This window comes from Bradyrhizobium sp. GW821-FHT12B03 (assembly GCF_058807535.1).
In genome coordinates, this window is the sequence record NZ_JBXAQU010000002.1 from 514,770 (window position 1) to 530,167 (window position 15,398).

The 15,398-nt window shown below is 64.9% G+C and carries 17 protein-coding genes; 11 read left to right on the forward strand and 6 right to left on the reverse strand.

Annotated features, from left to right (window positions below):
- Positions 1-5: 5 nt before the first annotated feature.
- Positions 6-1,415 carry a dihydropyrimidinase gene (hydA, locus tag AC1RUR_RS06355; RefSeq protein WP_492842236.1) on the forward strand — a complete coding sequence of 470 codons (1,410 nt, stop codon included), beginning with the start codon at positions 6-8 and terminating at the stop codon, positions 1,413-1,415.
- A gap of 241 nt (positions 1,416-1,656) precedes the next feature.
- On the opposite strand, the gene AC1RUR_RS06360 is transcribed toward hydA, so the two are convergent.
- The 6 genes from AC1RUR_RS06360 to AC1RUR_RS06385 form a co-directional block, all read right to left on the reverse strand.
- Positions 1,657-2,493, reverse strand: a complete 837-nt coding sequence (locus AC1RUR_RS06360; RefSeq protein WP_492842237.1) for an ABC transporter substrate-binding protein — start codon at positions 2,491-2,493, stop codon at positions 1,657-1,659.
- 71 nt (positions 2,494-2,564) lie between these two features.
- Positions 2,565-3,053: a MaoC family dehydratase gene (locus tag AC1RUR_RS06365; RefSeq protein WP_492842238.1), complete on the reverse strand. Its 489-nt coding sequence runs from the start codon at positions 3,051-3,053 to the stop codon at positions 2,565-2,567.
- 10 nt (positions 3,054-3,063) lie between these two features.
- Complete coding sequence (locus tag AC1RUR_RS06370) at positions 3,064-4,647, reverse strand: acyl CoA:acetate/3-ketoacid CoA transferase (RefSeq protein ID WP_492842239.1); 1,584 nt, start codon at positions 4,645-4,647, stop codon at positions 3,064-3,066.
- A 16-nt stretch (positions 4,648-4,663) separates the two neighbouring features.
- A complete protein-coding gene (locus AC1RUR_RS06375; protein WP_492842240.1) occupies positions 4,664-5,806 on the reverse strand; it encodes an acyl-CoA dehydrogenase family protein in 1,143 nt (380 codons plus the stop codon).
- Positions 5,807-5,821: 15 nt separating this feature from the next.
- The gene (locus tag AC1RUR_RS06380; RefSeq protein WP_492842241.1) at positions 5,822-6,190 is read right to left on the reverse strand and encodes a tautomerase family protein; all 369 of its coding nucleotides are present in this window, start codon (positions 6,188-6,190) and stop codon (positions 5,822-5,824) included.
- Positions 6,191-6,193: 3 nt separating this feature from the next.
- Positions 6,194-7,315, reverse strand: a complete 1,122-nt coding sequence (locus AC1RUR_RS06385) for a LacI family DNA-binding transcriptional regulator (RefSeq protein ID WP_492842242.1) — start codon at positions 7,313-7,315, stop codon at positions 6,194-6,196.
- Between the two features lie 183 nt (positions 7,316-7,498).
- Here AC1RUR_RS06385 and dapA point away from each other — a divergent pair, with 183 nt between their 5' ends.
- The 10 genes from dapA (at position 7,499) to AC1RUR_RS06435 (ending at position 15,396) form a co-directional block, all read left to right on the forward strand.
- Positions 7,499-8,407 carry a 4-hydroxy-tetrahydrodipicolinate synthase gene (dapA, locus tag AC1RUR_RS06390; protein WP_492842402.1) on the forward strand — a complete coding sequence of 303 codons (909 nt, stop codon included), beginning with the start codon at positions 7,499-7,501 and terminating at the stop codon, positions 8,405-8,407.
- Between the two features lie 14 nt (positions 8,408-8,421).
- Complete coding sequence (locus tag AC1RUR_RS06395; RefSeq protein WP_492842243.1) at positions 8,422-9,612, forward strand: CaiB/BaiF CoA transferase family protein; 1,191 nt, start codon at positions 8,422-8,424, stop codon at positions 9,610-9,612.
- Positions 9,609-10,772, forward strand: a complete 1,164-nt coding sequence (locus AC1RUR_RS06400; protein WP_492842244.1) for an acyl-CoA dehydrogenase family protein — start codon at positions 9,609-9,611, stop codon at positions 10,770-10,772. The genes AC1RUR_RS06395 and AC1RUR_RS06400 overlap by 4 nt, the downstream gene beginning before the upstream one ends.
- 10 nt (positions 10,773-10,782) lie before the next feature.
- Positions 10,783-11,190: a MaoC/PaaZ C-terminal domain-containing protein gene (locus AC1RUR_RS06405; RefSeq protein ID WP_492842245.1), complete on the forward strand. Its 408-nt coding sequence runs from the start codon at positions 10,783-10,785 to the stop codon at positions 11,188-11,190.
- Between the two features lie 3 nt (positions 11,191-11,193).
- A complete protein-coding gene (locus AC1RUR_RS06410; protein ID WP_011086090.1) occupies positions 11,194-11,625 on the forward strand; it encodes a MaoC family dehydratase in 432 nt (143 codons plus the stop codon).
- An 8-nt stretch (positions 11,626-11,633) separates the two neighbouring features.
- On the forward strand, positions 11,634-12,575 hold the full coding sequence (locus tag AC1RUR_RS06415) for a dihydrodipicolinate synthase family protein (protein WP_492842246.1): 942 nt from the start codon (positions 11,634-11,636) through the stop codon (positions 12,573-12,575).
- Between the two features lie 11 nt (positions 12,576-12,586).
- Positions 12,587-12,889 (forward strand): hypothetical protein, encoded by a 303-nt coding sequence (locus AC1RUR_RS06420; protein WP_492842247.1) that lies wholly within the window; start codon positions 12,587-12,589, stop codon positions 12,887-12,889.
- Positions 12,890-13,013: 124 nt separating this feature from the next.
- Positions 13,014-13,850 carry an ABC transporter substrate-binding protein gene (locus AC1RUR_RS06425; RefSeq protein ID WP_492842248.1) on the forward strand — a complete coding sequence of 279 codons (837 nt, stop codon included), beginning with the start codon at positions 13,014-13,016 and terminating at the stop codon, positions 13,848-13,850.
- 17 nt (positions 13,851-13,867) lie between these two features.
- Positions 13,868-14,599, forward strand: a complete 732-nt coding sequence (locus AC1RUR_RS06430; RefSeq protein ID WP_492842249.1) for an amino acid ABC transporter permease — start codon at positions 13,868-13,870, stop codon at positions 14,597-14,599.
- The gene (locus tag AC1RUR_RS06435; RefSeq protein WP_492842250.1) at positions 14,596-15,396 is read left to right on the forward strand and encodes an amino acid ABC transporter ATP-binding protein; all 801 of its coding nucleotides are present in this window, start codon (positions 14,596-14,598) and stop codon (positions 15,394-15,396) included. Before AC1RUR_RS06430 ends, AC1RUR_RS06435 begins: the two co-directional genes overlap by 4 nt.
- The last annotated feature ends 2 nt before the right edge of the window (positions 15,397-15,398 follow it).

Below are 15,398 nucleotides of genomic sequence, written 5' to 3' on the forward strand. Positions count from 1 at the left end.
CATCAGTGACCCAACTCGATCTCGCCATTCGCGGCGGCACCATCGTGACGGCCAGCGACGAGTTTCGCGCCGATATCGGCATTCGCGACGGGCGTATCGTCAGTATCGCTGACAGCATCGAGGGCGCGGCGCGCGAGATCGACGCGACGGGCCTGCTGGCGCTGCCGGGCGGCATCGACAGCCATGTTCACATCTCGCAAGCTTCCGGCCCCGACGTGGTGATGGCCGACGACTTTGCGTCGGCGACGCGTTCGGCCGCGGCCGGCGGCAACACCATGCTGCTGCCCTTTGCGCTTCAGGAGAAGGGCACCTCGCTGCGCACTTGTGTCGAGAACTACCGCAAGCTTGCCGAGGGCGAGTGCTATATCGACACCGCCTTCCACCTCATCATCTCCGATCCGACCGCGGTCGTGCTCGGGCAGGAGCTGCCGGCCCTCGTCAAGGACGGCTACACCTCGTTCAAGGTGTTCATGACCTATGACGACCTCGTGCTCAGCGACAAGCAGCTGCTCGAGGTCTTCGACGTCGCGCGCCGCGAGGAGGCGCTGGTGATGGTCCATTGCGAGGGCTACGACGCCATCCGCTTCCTCACCAGCAAGCTGGAGCGCGAAGGCCACATCGCACCCTATTATCACGGCACCTCGCGGCCCCAGGCGGTCGAGCGCGAGGCGACGCACCGCGCCATCAGCCATGCCGAGGTGATCGGCGTTCCCATCATGATCGTGCATGTCTCAGGCCGCGAGGCGATGGAGCAGGTGCGCTGGGCCCAGCAGCGCGGATTGCCTGTTCATGCCGAGACCTGTCCGCAATACATCACGCTGACGGCCGACGACATGAAGGGCCTGAACATGGACATCACGGGCGCCAAATATGTCTGCTCGCCGCCGCCGCGCGATGCCGAGAGCCAGCAGGCGATCTGGGAGGGCATCACCACGGGCGTGTTCCAGACCTTCTCGTCCGACCACTGCCCGTTCCGCTACGACGATCCCAAGGGCAAGCTGACGCCGAATGCACGGACCTCGTTCCGCTGGGTGCCGAACGGCATTCCCGGCGTCGAGACGCGGCTGCCGATCCTGTTCTCGGAGGGCGTGTCGAAGGGGCGCATCAGCTTGCAGAAGTTCGTCGAGCTGACCGCGACCAACCATGCGCGGATCTACGGCCTCTATCCGCGCAAGGGCTCGATCGGCGTCGGCTTCGACGCCGATATCGTGCTGTGGGACCCGAAGCTGAAGAAGCCGATTCAACAGGCCGACCTGCATCACGGCGCGGACTATACGCCGTGGGAGGGCTTTGACGTCACCGGCTGGCCCGTCACCACCATCGCGCGGGGCCGGGTGGTGTACGAGCAGGGCAAGATCGTCGGCGACAAGGGCGCGGGCGAGGTGCTGAGCCGCGGCAAGTCGAGCCTGGTATGATGGCCGCGTAGCCCGGATTGCGCTGCGCCATCCAGGCTACAAGCTCCCATCCATCACCGTCACCCTGAGGCGGCCGCTTCTTCAGCGGCCCTCGAAGGGCGACGGCCGCGCTGCACCAGCTTGGCCGTGCATCCTTCGAGGCTCCCAATGGGGCGCGCTGCGCCCCATCACTCGCGCCTCAGGATGACGGGACTGCTACTGTCGCTGTTGCGACCGGCTTGAAGCGAAGCAATCCACTTGCTCAGTTCGTCGGCCCCTCGCCACGGATGACGAACGTCGTCGCCTTCAGCTTGGTCATGCCGAACTTGTCGAACAGCTTGTCATAAGTGCCGTCGGCGCGGATCGCGGTGAGTGCGTCGGCGACGGCCTGGGCCAGCAGCTTGTCGCGGAAGGCGAAGGTGATGTCGGTGCCGGCGATGTCGCGGACCCAGATTTTTGCGATGCCCTTCTGTTCGAGCGAGTTCGCCGTCTCGTTGATGTTGAGCGCGGCTTCGAGCTGGCCGGCGCGTAGCGCCGCCGAGGTGGCGGTGACGGTGGTGAAAGTGCGCAGCTCGACTGGCTTGAGGCCCTTGGCGACCATCTCGGTGCTGAATTCGCGCGCCTTGCGTTCGGTATAGGTCGCCGATTCCACGCCGACGACGCGGCCGGCGAGATCCTCGAACTTCTCGAGCTTCAGGCTGGAGGAGGGATCGGTGTAGATGCTGATCGCCTGCTGCGCGTAAGGCACGAGGTAGAGCATCTTCGAGCGCTCCTCGGTCCAGAACAGGCCGGTGTTGATGGCATCGAAGCGGCCCGAGCGCAGCGCCGGGATCATCGGCGGGAAGTCCATGCGCAGGAACACCGGCTCGACGCAGATGCGCTTGGCGATCTCGCGAGCGAGCTCGACATTGAGGCCCTGCAACTCGCCCTTGTCGTCGACGAATTGCTGCGGCGGCAGCGTCGGGTTGATCGACATCTGCCATTTCGGCGCTTCGATCAGGCTCGACGCCGGCACTTTCGGTGTGCAGGTCTGGGCGCCGGCTGCCTGGGACAGGCCGACCAGCAAAGCGAGGGCGGAGAAGGTCTTGGGAAATCGCATCTGAATACTCCAATCAATTCGTGGGTGGCAGAGGAGCCGTTCTCCGGTCCGACGTCTTCTTCATTGTCTCGTCACATGGCCGCCGTCGCGTCGCGATCGGCTTGCCGGGTCAGAATCAGCGAGGTGTGGCGCGCCGCGGTCACGACCTCGTCGCGCTGGTTGAGAAGGTCGAGCGTCTCGATGACGATGCCGCGCGCGGGATTCCTGGTCGGTCGCTTCTCGACGAAACGGAAGCGGACACGCAAGGTATCGCCGGCGACGATGGGGCCCTTGAACTTCACTTCGTCCCAGCCGAGCGAGGCAACCGAGGTCTCCTCGTACAGCTTCAGCTCCGACTTCAGTCCTTCCATCAGCGACAGGCCGAACAGCCCGTGGCCGATCACGGCGGGAAAGCCGCGTGACTTCGCGTAAGTTGAATCGACATGGAGCGGATGATGGTCGCGCGTGACATCGGCGAAGACTGCGATGTCGGCCTCCGTCACGGTGTGAACGGCGGTCTCGAACTCCGCGCCGAGCGCGATGTCCTCATAGCGAAGATTGATGGGAGCGCTTGCGTCCATGCGTGATCCCTCAGGCGACCTTGCGCGGCCGCGCCGGCAACGCCCTGAAGCTCTGCGCGATGCCCATCGGCCCGGAGCGGAAGATGCGCGGATCCATGTCCTTTAGTTGCGGGCTGATGCGCGGCCGGAAGCCCATATGGGCGAGGATGTCCTCCTCCAGACGGACGCCCGGCGCGATCTCGGTCAGCGTCACGCTGTCGTTCTCAAGCTCGAACACGGCGCGTTCGGTGACGTAACTGACGTGCTGGCCGCGCTGCGCGGCGAGCGACGCACTGAAACTGATCTGGCCGACCTCAGGAACGAATTTGCGGAAGGCGCCGTCGCGCCGGATCGCGAGGCGTCCGTTCTCGACGCCGATGTCGAACTTGCCGCCGGTCATGGTGCCGCTGAAGATCAGCCGCTTGGCGTTCTGGGTGATGTCGATGAAGCCGCCGGAGCCGTCGCGGCGCTCGCCGAAGCGGGTGACGTTGACGTTGCCGGTTTCATCCACCTCAGCGAAGGACAGGAAGGCGCAGGACAATCCGCCGCCGTCGTAGAAGTCGAACTGATAGGCCTGGTCGAGGATGACGCGCGGATTGATCGCGGTGCCGAATTCGCGGGCATGGCCGGGCACGCCGCCGACCACGCCGGATTCCACCGTCAACGTGATCAGCTCGGAGATGCCTTCCTCGGCCGCGACATTGGGGATCATCGCGGAGATGCCGACGCCGAGATTGACGACGTCGCGCGGGCGCAGCTCGAAGGCGGCACGGCGGGCGATCACGCGACGCTCGGTGAGCGGATCGGGCGTGATCATCGCCTCGGGCACACGCGTCTCGCCGCAGCGCGCCGGATCGTAGACCGTGCCGTAAGTCTGCATCTGATCGGGCTCGAGCACGATGTGGTCGATCAGGAAGCCGGGGATTTTCACCATCTGCGGATGGATCGAGCCGCGCTTCACGATCCGCTTGACCTGGCAAATCACGGTGCCGCCGGCATTGTGCACGGCCTGCGCAATCGAGAGATCCTCGCGCGTGGTGCCCTCGTGCTCCATGCTGATATAGCCGTCTTCGTCGGCGGAGGTGCCGCGGATGATGGCGACATCGGGCGGGGTGGGCACGCGGTAGAGCAGGTATGACTGGCCGTGCAGCTCGAGCAGATCGACCAGCGGCGCAGTGGTGCGCTTGTTCATGCGGCCGCCGTCCTGGCGCGGATCCATGTAGGTATTGAGGCCGACATGGGTGAGCACGCCGGGATGTTTCGCCGCCATGGCGCGGCAGAGCTGGCTCATCACGCCCTGCGGGAAGTTATAGGCGTCGATCAGCTCGTCGCGGACGAGCCGCATGAACGGCACCTGAAGCCCGAAATTGCCACCGATCACGCGCGCGATCAGACCTTCATGGGCGAGATGGCAAAGGCCCTTCTCGGTCACCGCGCCAACGCCGGTGATGTTGATCAGCGTCAGATTGTGCGGGCCCTGGCCGCCGAGGAAGCGCTGCTCCAGCGCGTCGAGGATGGCTTCGGCTGCACCCGTGCCGCCATTGCCGCCGACGATCAGCGTGTCGGCGTCGCGGATCAGGCCTGCGGCTTCCGCCGCGGTGATGATGCTCAGCATGAGCGCGCGCTCCGCATTACGCGGCCTCCTTCTCGACCTGGCGGGCGATGATCAACCGCTGGATCTGGTTGGTGCCTTCGTAGATCTGGGCGAGGCGCACGTCGCGGAACAGCCGCTCGATGCGGTATTCGCGCGAATAGCCGTTGCCGCCGTGGATCTGCAGCGCGTTGGAGACGTGCTTCATCGCCATGTCGGTGGTGAACAGCTTGGCTTGCGCCGCCTCCTTGGCGATCGGCTCGCCGGCATCGTGCAGGCGTGCGGCGTGATGGATCAGCAGGCGCGCGGCGGCGATGTCGGTCGACATGTCCGCGAGCATGAACTGCACCGCCTGGAATCCGATGATGGCCTGGCCGAACTGCTTGCGATCCTTTGCGTAAGTCGTGGCGTCCTCGAACGCGGCCTGCGCCATGCCGAGCGCCATGGAGGCCATCATCAGCCGGCTGAAGTTGAAATTGCTCATGGCCATCTTGAAGGCCTGGTTCTCCGGCCCCATCACGCTGTCGGCCGGCAGCTGCACGTCGGAGAAGGTGATCTGGCAGTCGTCGAGGCCATGCATGCCGAGCAGCTCCTCGTTCTTGCCGCGGGCGATGCCGGGCAGGGCGCCGTCGACGAGGAGGCAGGAGATGGAACGATGGCCCGCCTCGCTGCCGGTGCGCGCAAACACCATGATGCGGTCGGCGACGCCGCCGAGCGTCACCCAGGCTTTTGTCCCATTCAGCCGCCAGCCATTGCCTTCGCGCACCGCGTTGGTGCGGATGCCTGCGACGTCCGAGCCGTGGTCGGGCTCGGAGACGGCGGTCGCGGGAATGATGTCCCCGCTGAGAATTTTGGGGATCAGCGCCTTGTGCGCGTCGGTGCCGTGATGGTCGAAGAACAGCACGGCCTCGACGGGAATGGCGAAGGCGTTGGCGACCGCGCCGGAGCAGCGCGCCAGCTCCTCCATCGCGATGCAGGCGGCCACTGCATCGAGGCCGGCGCCACCGGCGCCTTCGCGCAGGCAGATGCCGAACAGGCCGAGATCGGCCATGCCCTTGTAGAGCGTGCGGTCGAAGCGGTCTTCGCGGTCGATCGCGGCCGCGCGCGGCAGGATCTCGGCTTCCGCGAAACGGCGCGCAGTCTCGCGCAGGGCCTTCTGGTCTTGGGAGTAGAAGCGGTCCATGGCGTGCGGCTCCCGTCAGTCGCTGGCGAGCTTGGAATCGTGAGAGACCTCGCTGCGGTCGCGATCGCAGAAATAGACCGCGACGTCGTCGCCGGGCACGCCATAGGCGGTGCACACGCTGCGGGTCAGGGCGATCGCGGCGGCGCGGCGCTCGGCTTCGCTGCGGCGGAAGGCGTGCACCTTGAGCAGGATGCGCTGGCCGGTGGCCTGGGCGCCGAACGTGCCGGCATGGGCGTAATCGTCCGCCGCAATGGGCAGGAAATAGAGCGTAACCGTATCAGCGGTCACGCCGAACGCCGACATCAGGCCGTCGGTCACCGACCTCGCCAGCGCAGCCTTGCGCTGGTTTGGAACTTGCGGGGCGAGCACTTCGACATAGGGCATCGATCAGACCTTCGCGGACTTTGCGGCAGACGATCTGGCCGCGGACGATTTGGATGGAGATGATTTGGATGGAGATGATTTGGACTTGCCGGATCTGGCCGGCATCGGGTCATCGATCTGGCGGCAGGAGTCGCGCTTGATCAGCCGGGCGCCGACGCGATATTCGCGCACGCCGTCATTGCCGTTACCCTTGCCATTGGCATCCATGCGATGCAGCAGCCGGTCGACGGCGAGATTGGCGAGATCGCGCGCGCCGTTGTCGACGATGCTGATCGCAGGACGGTGCCATTCGAACCAGGGCATGTCTTCATAGCAGAGCAGCGAGAGATCGCCGGGGATCGCGATGCTCCGCTCCGCCGTGACACGGAGCACGCCGAGCGTCGCCTCATGGTTGGCGACGAAGATCGCGCTGGGCGGGCGGGGGAGGTCGAGCAGTTTGCGCGCGCCGGTTGCGCCGGTCTCGGGCACGAAGTGGCCGGCATGAATCAATGTGTCGTCCTTGGCGAGACCGGCCTCGCGCAGTGCACGGACATAGCCGGACAGCCGCTCGCGGCCCGACGTGGTGTCCTGGCGGCCGACGATCAGCCCGATGCGCTTGTGGCCGAGCTCGATCAAATGGCGCGTGCCGAGATAGGCGCCTTGCGGATCGTCGGCGAGCACGGTCTCGAGATCGGTTGCGTCGTCGCGCCGCACCAGGCAGACGATCGGAACGTCCTTTGCCAGCGCCTCGAGCTGCGGGCCGTTCTTGCCGGTGGGAACCACGATCAGCCCGTCGATGCGATGGTCGACCAGCGTGGTGAGGGTGTCGCTCTCCTGCTGCGGATCGTCGCCGCCGATGCACAGAAGCATCTGATAATTCAGCGCCTTCAGCCGTGCCTGCACCACTTCGGCCATTACCTGGAACGAGGCGTTGGTGAGGTTGTGGACGAGAAGCGCGACCAGCCGCGATTGTCCGGTCTTCAGTCCGCGCGCGATGGGGTTCGGCCGATAGCCGAGCTCGCGGGCAATGTTCATCAGGCGCTGCTGTGTGCGCTCGCTGGTCAAGCCGGTTCCGGTCAGTGCGCGCGAGGCGGTGCTGACTGAAACGCGGGCCGCCTGTGCCACATCTTTGAGCGTGACGCTCATTCAACCTGCCGATAGACTGCAAACGATTGCAAAACGCTAAGAGCTAATTCCGCGCGGATCAAGCTCAAAAAATGGATGGTGTTGCCCAATGCAGAGCCAGTTACGCAATCGTTTGCATAAATACTGCGGATATTCCGCAGGTGGCCGCCGTCACTCGAATCCACCCGATCACCCGGCAGTTCCCTGATGAAGTCGTTTCGCGGCACCTACACCGTCATGATCACCCCGTTCACGCCGGCCGGCGAGGTCGATGTCGCGGCGTTGCGTGCCTTCGTCGATTGGCAGGTCGCCGAAGGCATCCATGGGCTGATCCCGCTCGGCTCGACCGGCGAATTCCTGTCGCTGGATGATGACGAGAAGGCGCTGGTTGCCGAGGTCGTCATCACGCAGGCTGCGGGGCGCGTGCCCGTGTTGATCGGCACCGGCGCGGAGGACACGCGCGAGGTGGTGCGCCTCAGCCGCCGTGCCGAAAAACTGGGCGCGGACGGCGTCATGATCATTCCGCCGTTCTATTCGACGCCGACCGACGACGAGCTCGTCCATCACTACAAGACGGTGGCGGATGCGATCGCGTTGCCGATCATGGTCTACAACAATCCGGCAACCGCCAATGTCGATCTTAGGCCGCCACTGGTGGCGCGCATCGCCGAGATCGACAACTGCCTCTATATCAAGGAGTCGACGCTGGAGGTGACGCGGGTGCGCGACATCATCCGGCTCTGCGGCGACAGGATGACCGTGTTCGGCGGCATCCTCGGCTTCGAATCCTTCGTCGAAGGCGCGCAAGGCTGGGTCGCGGTCGCCTCCAATGTGGTGCCGTCGCAGATGTCGCGGATCTTCAGCCTCGTCGCCGACGAGGGGAAGATCAAAGAGGCGCGCGAACTCTATCTGAAATATCTGCCTGTGATCGAATTCGTCGGTGGCCAGGCCTATGTCGCCGGCAGCAAGGCGCTGCTCGGCCATATGGGCCTTGCGGTCGGCAATCCGCGCCCGCCGCGGCTGCCGCTGCCGGCTGCGCAGGATGCTGCCGCCCGCGCCCTGGTCAAGACGTTCGATCTGGCGTGGCGCGGTGCGCCGGGTGCTGCTGCTTAATTGGGTGTGAACGGATGAACCTGCTCGACGGCGTCAAGATCCTCAGCTTCAACCATTACCTCGCGGGCCCGCTGGCCGCACAGACGCTCGCCGATCTCGGTGCCGACGTCATTGCGGTCGAGCCGATCGAGGGCGCGTTTCAGCGCAACTGGGCGGTCGCCAATCATTTCGTCGCCGGCGACAGCGTCAATCATCTGGCGACCGGGCGCAACAAGCGCAGTATCGCGGTCGATCTCAAGCATCCCGATGGCATCGCCGCCGTGAAGAAGCTGGTTGCGACCTCCGATGTCGTGATGGAAAATTTCCGGCCGGGCACCATGGCCAAGCTCGGCCTCGGCTACGACGTGCTCAAGGCGATCAACCCCGGCCTGATCTACGCGGTCGCAACCGGCTTCGGATCGGATGGGCCCTACAAGGATCGTCCCGGTCAGGATCTGCTGCTTCAGGCGATGTCGGGCCTTGCGATGCGAACCGGGCGTGCCGATGGCGAGCCGACGGCGGTCGGCGCTGTCATTGTCGATCAGCATGCGGCTTCGCTCTATGCCATGAGCATTCTCGCCGCGTTGTTTGCGCGGACCAAGACCGGCAAGGGACAGCTCGTCGAGGTCAACCTCTATCAGGCCGCGCTCGATCTCCAGGTCGAGCCGCTGACGGCGTGGCTGAACGGCGCGCCGTCGCCAACGCCGCGCGGGCCGGCCGGTATCGCCGCCTGGTTCAGCCCCGGTCCCTACGGCGTTCACGCCACGGCCGATGGCCATATGGCGATCTCGATGGCCGCGCCCAAGGCGCTGGCGGCCGCGCTCGACAGCGAGGAGCTGAAGCAGTTCGGCGAGACCGACAGTTTTTCGAAGCGTGAGGAGATCACGCGGATCGTTGCTGGCAAGCTGAAACAAAGATCGACGGCCGATTGGTTGCCCTCGCTGGAAGCCGCAAAGATCTGGCACGCGCCGGTGCAGGACTATGGCGACCTCGTCTCCGATCCCCAGCTCAACCATCTCGGCGTGTTCAAGTCGGCTGAGAGCACAGGCGGTGCACCGATCCGGATGGTCGCCCATCCCGCGCGCTATGACGGCCAGTCGCCGGAGGTGCGGCTGGTGCCGCAGCGGTTGGGCGCGCAGACGCGCGAGGTGCTCGGCGAGATCGGCTACGGCGCCGCCGAGGTCGACGCGATGGTCGCAGGCAAGGCTGTGGGAGTCGCAAAATGATCGACTTCTCAATCCCTGAGGACACCCGGCTGCTGGTCGACACCGTCCGCCGCTTCGTCGAGACGGAGGTGCAGCCGCTCGAAGACATTGTGGAGCAGACGGCCACGGTGCCGGCCGACGCGCTGGCGGTCACCAAGGCCAAGGCGCAAAAACTCGGCCTTTACGCGATGAACATGCCGGCGGATGTCGGCGGGGGCGGCCTGTCCTGCATCGAGCATTGCCTCGTCGAAGAGGAGTTTGGCAAGACCTCCGATGCGCTGATCCGCCGCGTGTTCGGCCAGGTCTATCCGATGCTGATGGCCTGCAAGGGCGATCAGGTCGAGCGTTATCTCCTGCCGACGGTGAAGGGCGACAAGATCTGCGCCATGGCGATCACCGAGCCGGGAGCCGGCTCCGATGCGGCGTCGATCAGCACGACGGCGCATCTTGACGGCGATGAATGGGTGCTCAACGGCACCAAGCATTTCATCAGCGACGGCGATATCGCGGATTACGTGATCCTGATGGCGCTGACCGACAGGGAGAAGCGGGCGCGCGGCGGCATCACGCTGTTCCTGGTCGATCGGGCTACGGCCGGCTTCAAGGTCGCACGCACCCAGCCGATGATGGGCCACCGCGGCTACGGCCATGCCGAGCTGAGCTTCGAAGACTGCCGCATTCCCAAGGCCGCCGTGCTCGGCGAGGTTGGCGGCGGATTCAAGCTGATCATGCAGAGCGTGCTCCAGATCCGCCTTGCCCATATCGGTGCGCGTGCCGTCGGCATGGCGCAACGCGCGCTGGAGATGATGCGCAAGCATGCGGGCGAGCGGCGCCAGTTCGGCCAGCTGATCGGCGACTTCCAGATGGTGCAGAAGCTGATCGCCGATTCCGCCACCGAGATCTTCGGCGTCAAGATGATGGTGATGAACGCCGCCTGGGACATCGATCAGGGCCGGGATGCGCGCGACAAGGTTTCGATGATCAAGGTCGCGGCGTCCGAGATGCAGGGCCGCGTCGTCGACCGCGCCATCCAGGTGTTCGGCGGCATGGGGTTCAGCAAGGACCTGCCGCTGGAGCGCATGTATCGCGATGCCCGCGTCACCCGCATCTATGACGGCACCTCCGAAATCCACCGCATGCTGGTTGCGCGCAGCACCATCAAGAACGGCTTGCAGCTCTAGGGAACGTTCCATGTCTCACGCACCTCTCAAGCCCGGAGCGGCCTTCTCCTTCCGCAAGACCATGACGGTCGCCGAACAGGCGATGTTCACCGGCATCAGCGGCAATCTCGGCGGTCTCTATGTCGATGCCGTCCGCGCCAGAAAGGCCGGCGCGTCCAACATGGTCGCGTTCGAGCTCGCGGTCGGCGGCCTTGCCACGACCTGCCTCAGCCAGCTCGGCGGGCCGACGCGGCGGATCGGCAGCATCGCGCTGAATTTTGCTGCGCCCGTCATTGTCGGCGAGTCGGTCGAGGCCAGGGCCGAGATCGTCTCGGTTGCGGGGGACGAGGCGACCTGCCGCGTCACCTGCACATTGTCGCCCTCAGGGGCGACCGTGGTGGACGGCACCGCGACGCTGGTTCCCTTCGCGGTGGGCTGAGCCATGTACGAGCCAAAGTCCTTCGACGATCTGAAGGTGAACGACAGGGTCAGCCTGAGCAAGACCATCACCGAGGCGGATGGCGCGCTCTACATTGCCGCCACCGGTGACTTTGGTCCTGTCCATGTCGACGAGGTCTATGCGGGCGCGACGCGCTTCGGCCGCAGGCTGGCGCCGGGCATCATGGTCGCGGGCCTCTGCACCAGCATCCTCACCAGCGAGCTGGTCGGCACGATCGGCGTGTCGGTGGAAGACCGCTTCTGGTTCACCGGGCCGGTGTTCTATGGCGACACGCTCACCTTCGATGTCTGGATCGCCGAACAGCACGACGAGACCCGCACCATCATCTGGGAAGCGAGCGCCCGCAACGAGGGTGGGCTCGAGGTGCTGAAGGCCCGCGCGAGCCTGAAATTTCCCCGGCGCAAACCGTCATGAGCGAGCCGATGAAGAAACCTGACTTGCGCGGCGTCACCGTCGCGACCGTGCTGCCCTTCAAGGACGACAGTTCGATCGACTGGGACGGCTATGCCCGCGTGCTCGACTATTGCGCCTGTCCGGACGGAATTGCGGCCGTGTTCGTCAACGGACATGCCGGAGAGGGCGGGTCGCTCTCGGATGACGAGCGGCAGGCGGTGATCGAGCGGACACGCCGGCAGATCGGGGCCAAGCCGCTGCTTTCAGGCATCATCGCGCATTCCACCGCGGAGGCGATCCACCAGGCGCAGCTCGCCGAAGCTGCCGGCGCCGATTGCGCCGTGTTGTTTCCGCCGGCGCCGCTCGGCGGCGGTGCATCGGCGACCTCGCGCGCTCCGGTGGCCTTCGTGCAGGCGGTCAGTTCCGCCATCGGCATTCCCGTGTCGATCTTCCAGTATCCGCTCGCGTCCGGTTTCGGTTATTCGCCGGAGATTCTGGCGAAGATCGCAGCGCTCGACAGCGTGATCGCCATCAAGGAAGGCAGCGACACCATCTTTGCCTATGACGAGAACCGGCGGGCGGTGAAGCAGGCCGATCCCTCCGTCGCGATCCTGCCGTCGAACTTCAACTGGTTCCTGCCGCAGCTCGCCATCGGCGGCGACGGCATTCTCTCGGGTCTCGTCAGCCTCGCGCCACATCTGTTCGCCGCACTCTGGCAGGCTTCGCTTGCGGACGACCTCAAGGCGATGCGCGCCGTCAACGAGCGGCTCTACCCGATCGTCCGCACGATCTACGGGCCTGCGCCCATCATGGACATGCATACGCGCATGAAGGTCGGACTGAAGGCGCTCGGCCTGATCCGCAACGCCGATCCACGGCCGCCGTTGCTGCCGGTGCTTCCTGCGCTGTGCGACGCCATCGCAACGACAGTCGGCGCGGCGCGCGCGGCCGGCAATATTCGCGTGGCATGAGGAACGAGCTCATGCCGGACGAAGCCTTCATCCACATCGTGCGGGTCGACATCGACCCCGAGCACGAGGCTGCATTCAGCGCCTGGTACGAGCAGCGGCATTTTCCTGATCTGCTCGCCTGTCCCGGCTGGCTGTCGGCAAAGCGCTTCGTCTCGATCGGCGACGGGCCGAAATACGCCGCCATGTACGAGGTCGCCGGACGCTGGGCGTTCGAGACGCCGGAGTTTTTGAAAGTGAAGGGATTCGGCCCGTTCGAATCCCTGGTGAAGAATTTCATGCGGATCCAGCTCAAGCCGATGTCGGGACCGGCCTGAGCGGGATCAAGGACGATGCTGCTTGTCGTGTCGCAAGATCCGGTCGGCCGCATCCAAGAAACGTCGAGGGGGAATCCCGGGCAAGGGACTGCATCGATCATTGGCGTCTTACTGGAGGTAATACATGGTCTCGACACTGCTTCGTTTGGGTGCGGCCGCCGCACTCCTTCTCGCGTCGAATGCGGCGCACGCCGCTTGCACGCCCGCGATTGCCGACAGCGATCTGATCGCACCCGGAAAATTGCAGCTCTCGATCAATCCGACCAATCCGCCGCAGCAGTTCGTCGACAAGGACGGCCAGTTGCAGGGCCTCAACGTGGAACTCGCCGCCGAGCTCGGCAAGCGGTTGTGTCTTCCGGTCGAGCTCATCCGGATGGATTTTCCGGCCATGATTCCCGCCTTGGGCGCAGCGCGCATCGACGGCGTCAATACTGGCATGTTCTGGACCGAGGAACGCTCGAAGCTGATGTACATGGTGCCGTACGCCATTCAGGCGATCTCGGTCGTGGTTGCGCCCGACAGCGGCACAAAAATTGCTACCGAAAACGATCTGATCGGAAAATCATCCGCGGTCGAAGTCAGCAGCTACCAGATGAACTGGCTCAAGAAACTCAGCGATGCGAGCGTGGCGAAGGGTGGCGCAGCCGTCGAGATGCGCACGTTCCCGACCGCGACCAACGTCATCAGCGCGCTGCTTGCCGGGCAGGTGGACAACGCGCTGCTGGTCGATAGCGTGGCGCGTGATCTCGTCGGCCGTGGTCGCGTGAAGGAAGTCTTGGGCGGGCTCGGCACGGCGCGCACCACGCTCGGCTTCCGTAACAAGACGGTGGCCGATACCGTCGTCAAGGCGCTCAACGCGATGCGCGCCGACGGCTTCTATCAGGCACTGTTCGACAAATTCGGCCTGACCGCCATGCCGGCCGATCAGCCGCTTGCGATCGCCGGCCCCGGTCCGGCCTGAGATACGGAGACGAGCCGATGAGCCATTTCAGTCCGACGGCTGCCGTCAACTACTTCTTCAACTACTTCCTGATGAAGGGTGTGCTGGTCACCATCGGCCTGACGGTGGCGGCTGTCATCGGCGGATTGATCCTCGGCATGGGCATCGCGTTGATGCGCATGTCGTCCAATCCGGTACTCTCAGGCTTCTCGCGCTTCTACATCTGGTTCTTCCGCGGCACGCCGCTTCTGATCCAGCTCGTGGTGATCTACAGCGGCCTGCCGCAGCTCGGGATCAAGTTCTCGGTGATCACCTGCGCGCTGGTCGGGCTCATTCTCAACGAGGCCGCCTATCTCGCCGAGATCGTGCGCAGCGGCTTCATGGCGGTCTCGGCGGGGCAGCGCGAAGCCGCCTGGGCGCTCAGCCTGTCGCCCTGGGTGACGTTCCGCCGCGTGACCCTGCCGCAGGCGTTCCGCTTGATGATCCCACCGCTCGGCAACTCCATCAATTCGCTGCTGAAGGCGACGTCGCTCGCCTCGGTGATCTCGGTCGAGGAGCTGATGCGCCGCAGCGACATGCTGATGCAGGAGCATTTCCAGATCCTCGAAGTCTATGCGGCGGCCACGGCGTATTACCTGATCCTCACCTCGGTCTGGGATGCGGTTCAACGCCGGCTGGAGAAGCATTTTGGTCGGTCGAGCGCGGCGAAGACGAGGCGGGTCGCGGCGAGCGCGCCGGTTGCGCAAGCAAGCGTGGAGGTCCGCGCATGAGCGAGATGTCGATGAACACGACCGGTGGTGCCGAAGGCGCAATGGCGCAGCCGCAGCTTCGCGAGGTGCTTGCGGTTCGCATGGAGGCCGTCTACAAGCATTATGGCGACTTCACCGCGTTGAACCAGGTCGATCTGAAGGTCGCCAAGGGCGAGAAGATCGTGGTGTGCGGGCCCTCCGGCTCGGGGAAGTCGACGCTCATTCGCTGCATCAACCACATCGAGAAGCACGACGAGGGCCTGATCTACGTCAACGGCATCGAGCTCGATCATCAGCGCAAGAACATCGACGCGGTCAGGCGCGACACCGGCATGGTGTTCCAGAGCTTCAATCTGTTTCCGCACATGACGGTGCTGGAGAACTGCATCCTGGCGCCGATGACCGTGAGTGGGATGAGCGAGGCGGAGGCAAAGGACCTCGCCATGCATTTCCTCACCAAGGTCCGGATTCCCGACCAGGCCGAGAAATTCCCCGGGCAGCTCTCGGGCGGCCAGCAGCAGCGCGTCGCCATCGCACGCGCGCTTTGCATGCGGCCGAAGATCATGCTGTTCGACGAGCCGACCTCCGCGCTCGACCCCGAGATGGTCAAGGAAGTGCTGGAGACCATGAAGAAGCTCGCGGAAGAGGGCATGACCATGCTGTGCGTGACCCATGAGATGGGCTTTGCCCGCGAGGTCGCCGACCGCATCGTGTTCATGAACGAAGGGAAGGTCGTCGAGCAGGCCGCGCCGGAGGAGTTCTTCAAGAATCCGAAGTCCGAGCGTGCCAGGACATTCCTCGACCAGATCATTCATTAGGT

What these genes read in the sequence shown, in the direction of transcription:
- AC1RUR_RS06360 (WP_492842237.1), bottom strand. Translation starts at nt 2,493, where the DNA reads ATGCGATTTCCCAAGACCTTCTCCGCCCTCGCTTTGCTGGTCGGCCTG.
- AC1RUR_RS06365 (WP_492842238.1), bottom strand. Translation starts at nt 3,053, where the DNA reads ATGGACGCAAGCGCTCCCATCAATCTTCGCTATGAGGACATCGCGCTC.
- AC1RUR_RS06370 (WP_492842239.1), bottom strand. Translation starts at nt 4,647, where the DNA reads ATGCTGAGCATCATCACCGCGGCGGAAGCCGCAGGCCTGATCCGCGAC.
- AC1RUR_RS06375 (WP_492842240.1), bottom strand. Translation starts at nt 5,806, where the DNA reads ATGGACCGCTTCTACTCCCAAGACCAGAAGGCCCTGCGCGAGACTGCG.
- AC1RUR_RS06380 (WP_492842241.1), bottom strand. Translation starts at nt 6,190, where the DNA reads ATGCCCTATGTCGAAGTGCTCGCCCCGCAAGTTCCAAACCAGCGCAAG.
- AC1RUR_RS06385 (WP_492842242.1), bottom strand. Translation starts at nt 7,315, where the DNA reads ATGAGCGTCACGCTCAAAGATGTGGCACAGGCGGCCCGCGTTTCAGTC.
- AC1RUR_RS06395 (WP_492842243.1), top strand. Translation starts at nt 8,422, where the DNA reads ATGAACCTGCTCGACGGCGTCAAGATCCTCAGCTTCAACCATTACCTC.
- AC1RUR_RS06400 (WP_492842244.1), top strand. Translation starts at nt 9,609, where the DNA reads ATGATCGACTTCTCAATCCCTGAGGACACCCGGCTGCTGGTCGACACC.
- AC1RUR_RS06405 (WP_492842245.1), top strand. Translation starts at nt 10,783, where the DNA reads ATGTCTCACGCACCTCTCAAGCCCGGAGCGGCCTTCTCCTTCCGCAAG.
- AC1RUR_RS06410 (WP_011086090.1), top strand. Translation starts at nt 11,194, where the DNA reads ATGTACGAGCCAAAGTCCTTCGACGATCTGAAGGTGAACGACAGGGTC.
- AC1RUR_RS06415 (WP_492842246.1), top strand. Translation starts at nt 11,634, where the DNA reads ATGAAGAAACCTGACTTGCGCGGCGTCACCGTCGCGACCGTGCTGCCC.
- AC1RUR_RS06420 (WP_492842247.1), top strand. Translation starts at nt 12,587, where the DNA reads ATGCCGGACGAAGCCTTCATCCACATCGTGCGGGTCGACATCGACCCC.
- AC1RUR_RS06425 (WP_492842248.1), top strand. Translation starts at nt 13,014, where the DNA reads ATGGTCTCGACACTGCTTCGTTTGGGTGCGGCCGCCGCACTCCTTCTC.
- AC1RUR_RS06430 (WP_492842249.1), top strand. Translation starts at nt 13,868, where the DNA reads ATGAGCCATTTCAGTCCGACGGCTGCCGTCAACTACTTCTTCAACTAC.
- AC1RUR_RS06435 (WP_492842250.1), top strand. Translation starts at nt 14,596, where the DNA reads ATGAGCGAGATGTCGATGAACACGACCGGTGGTGCCGAAGGCGCAATG.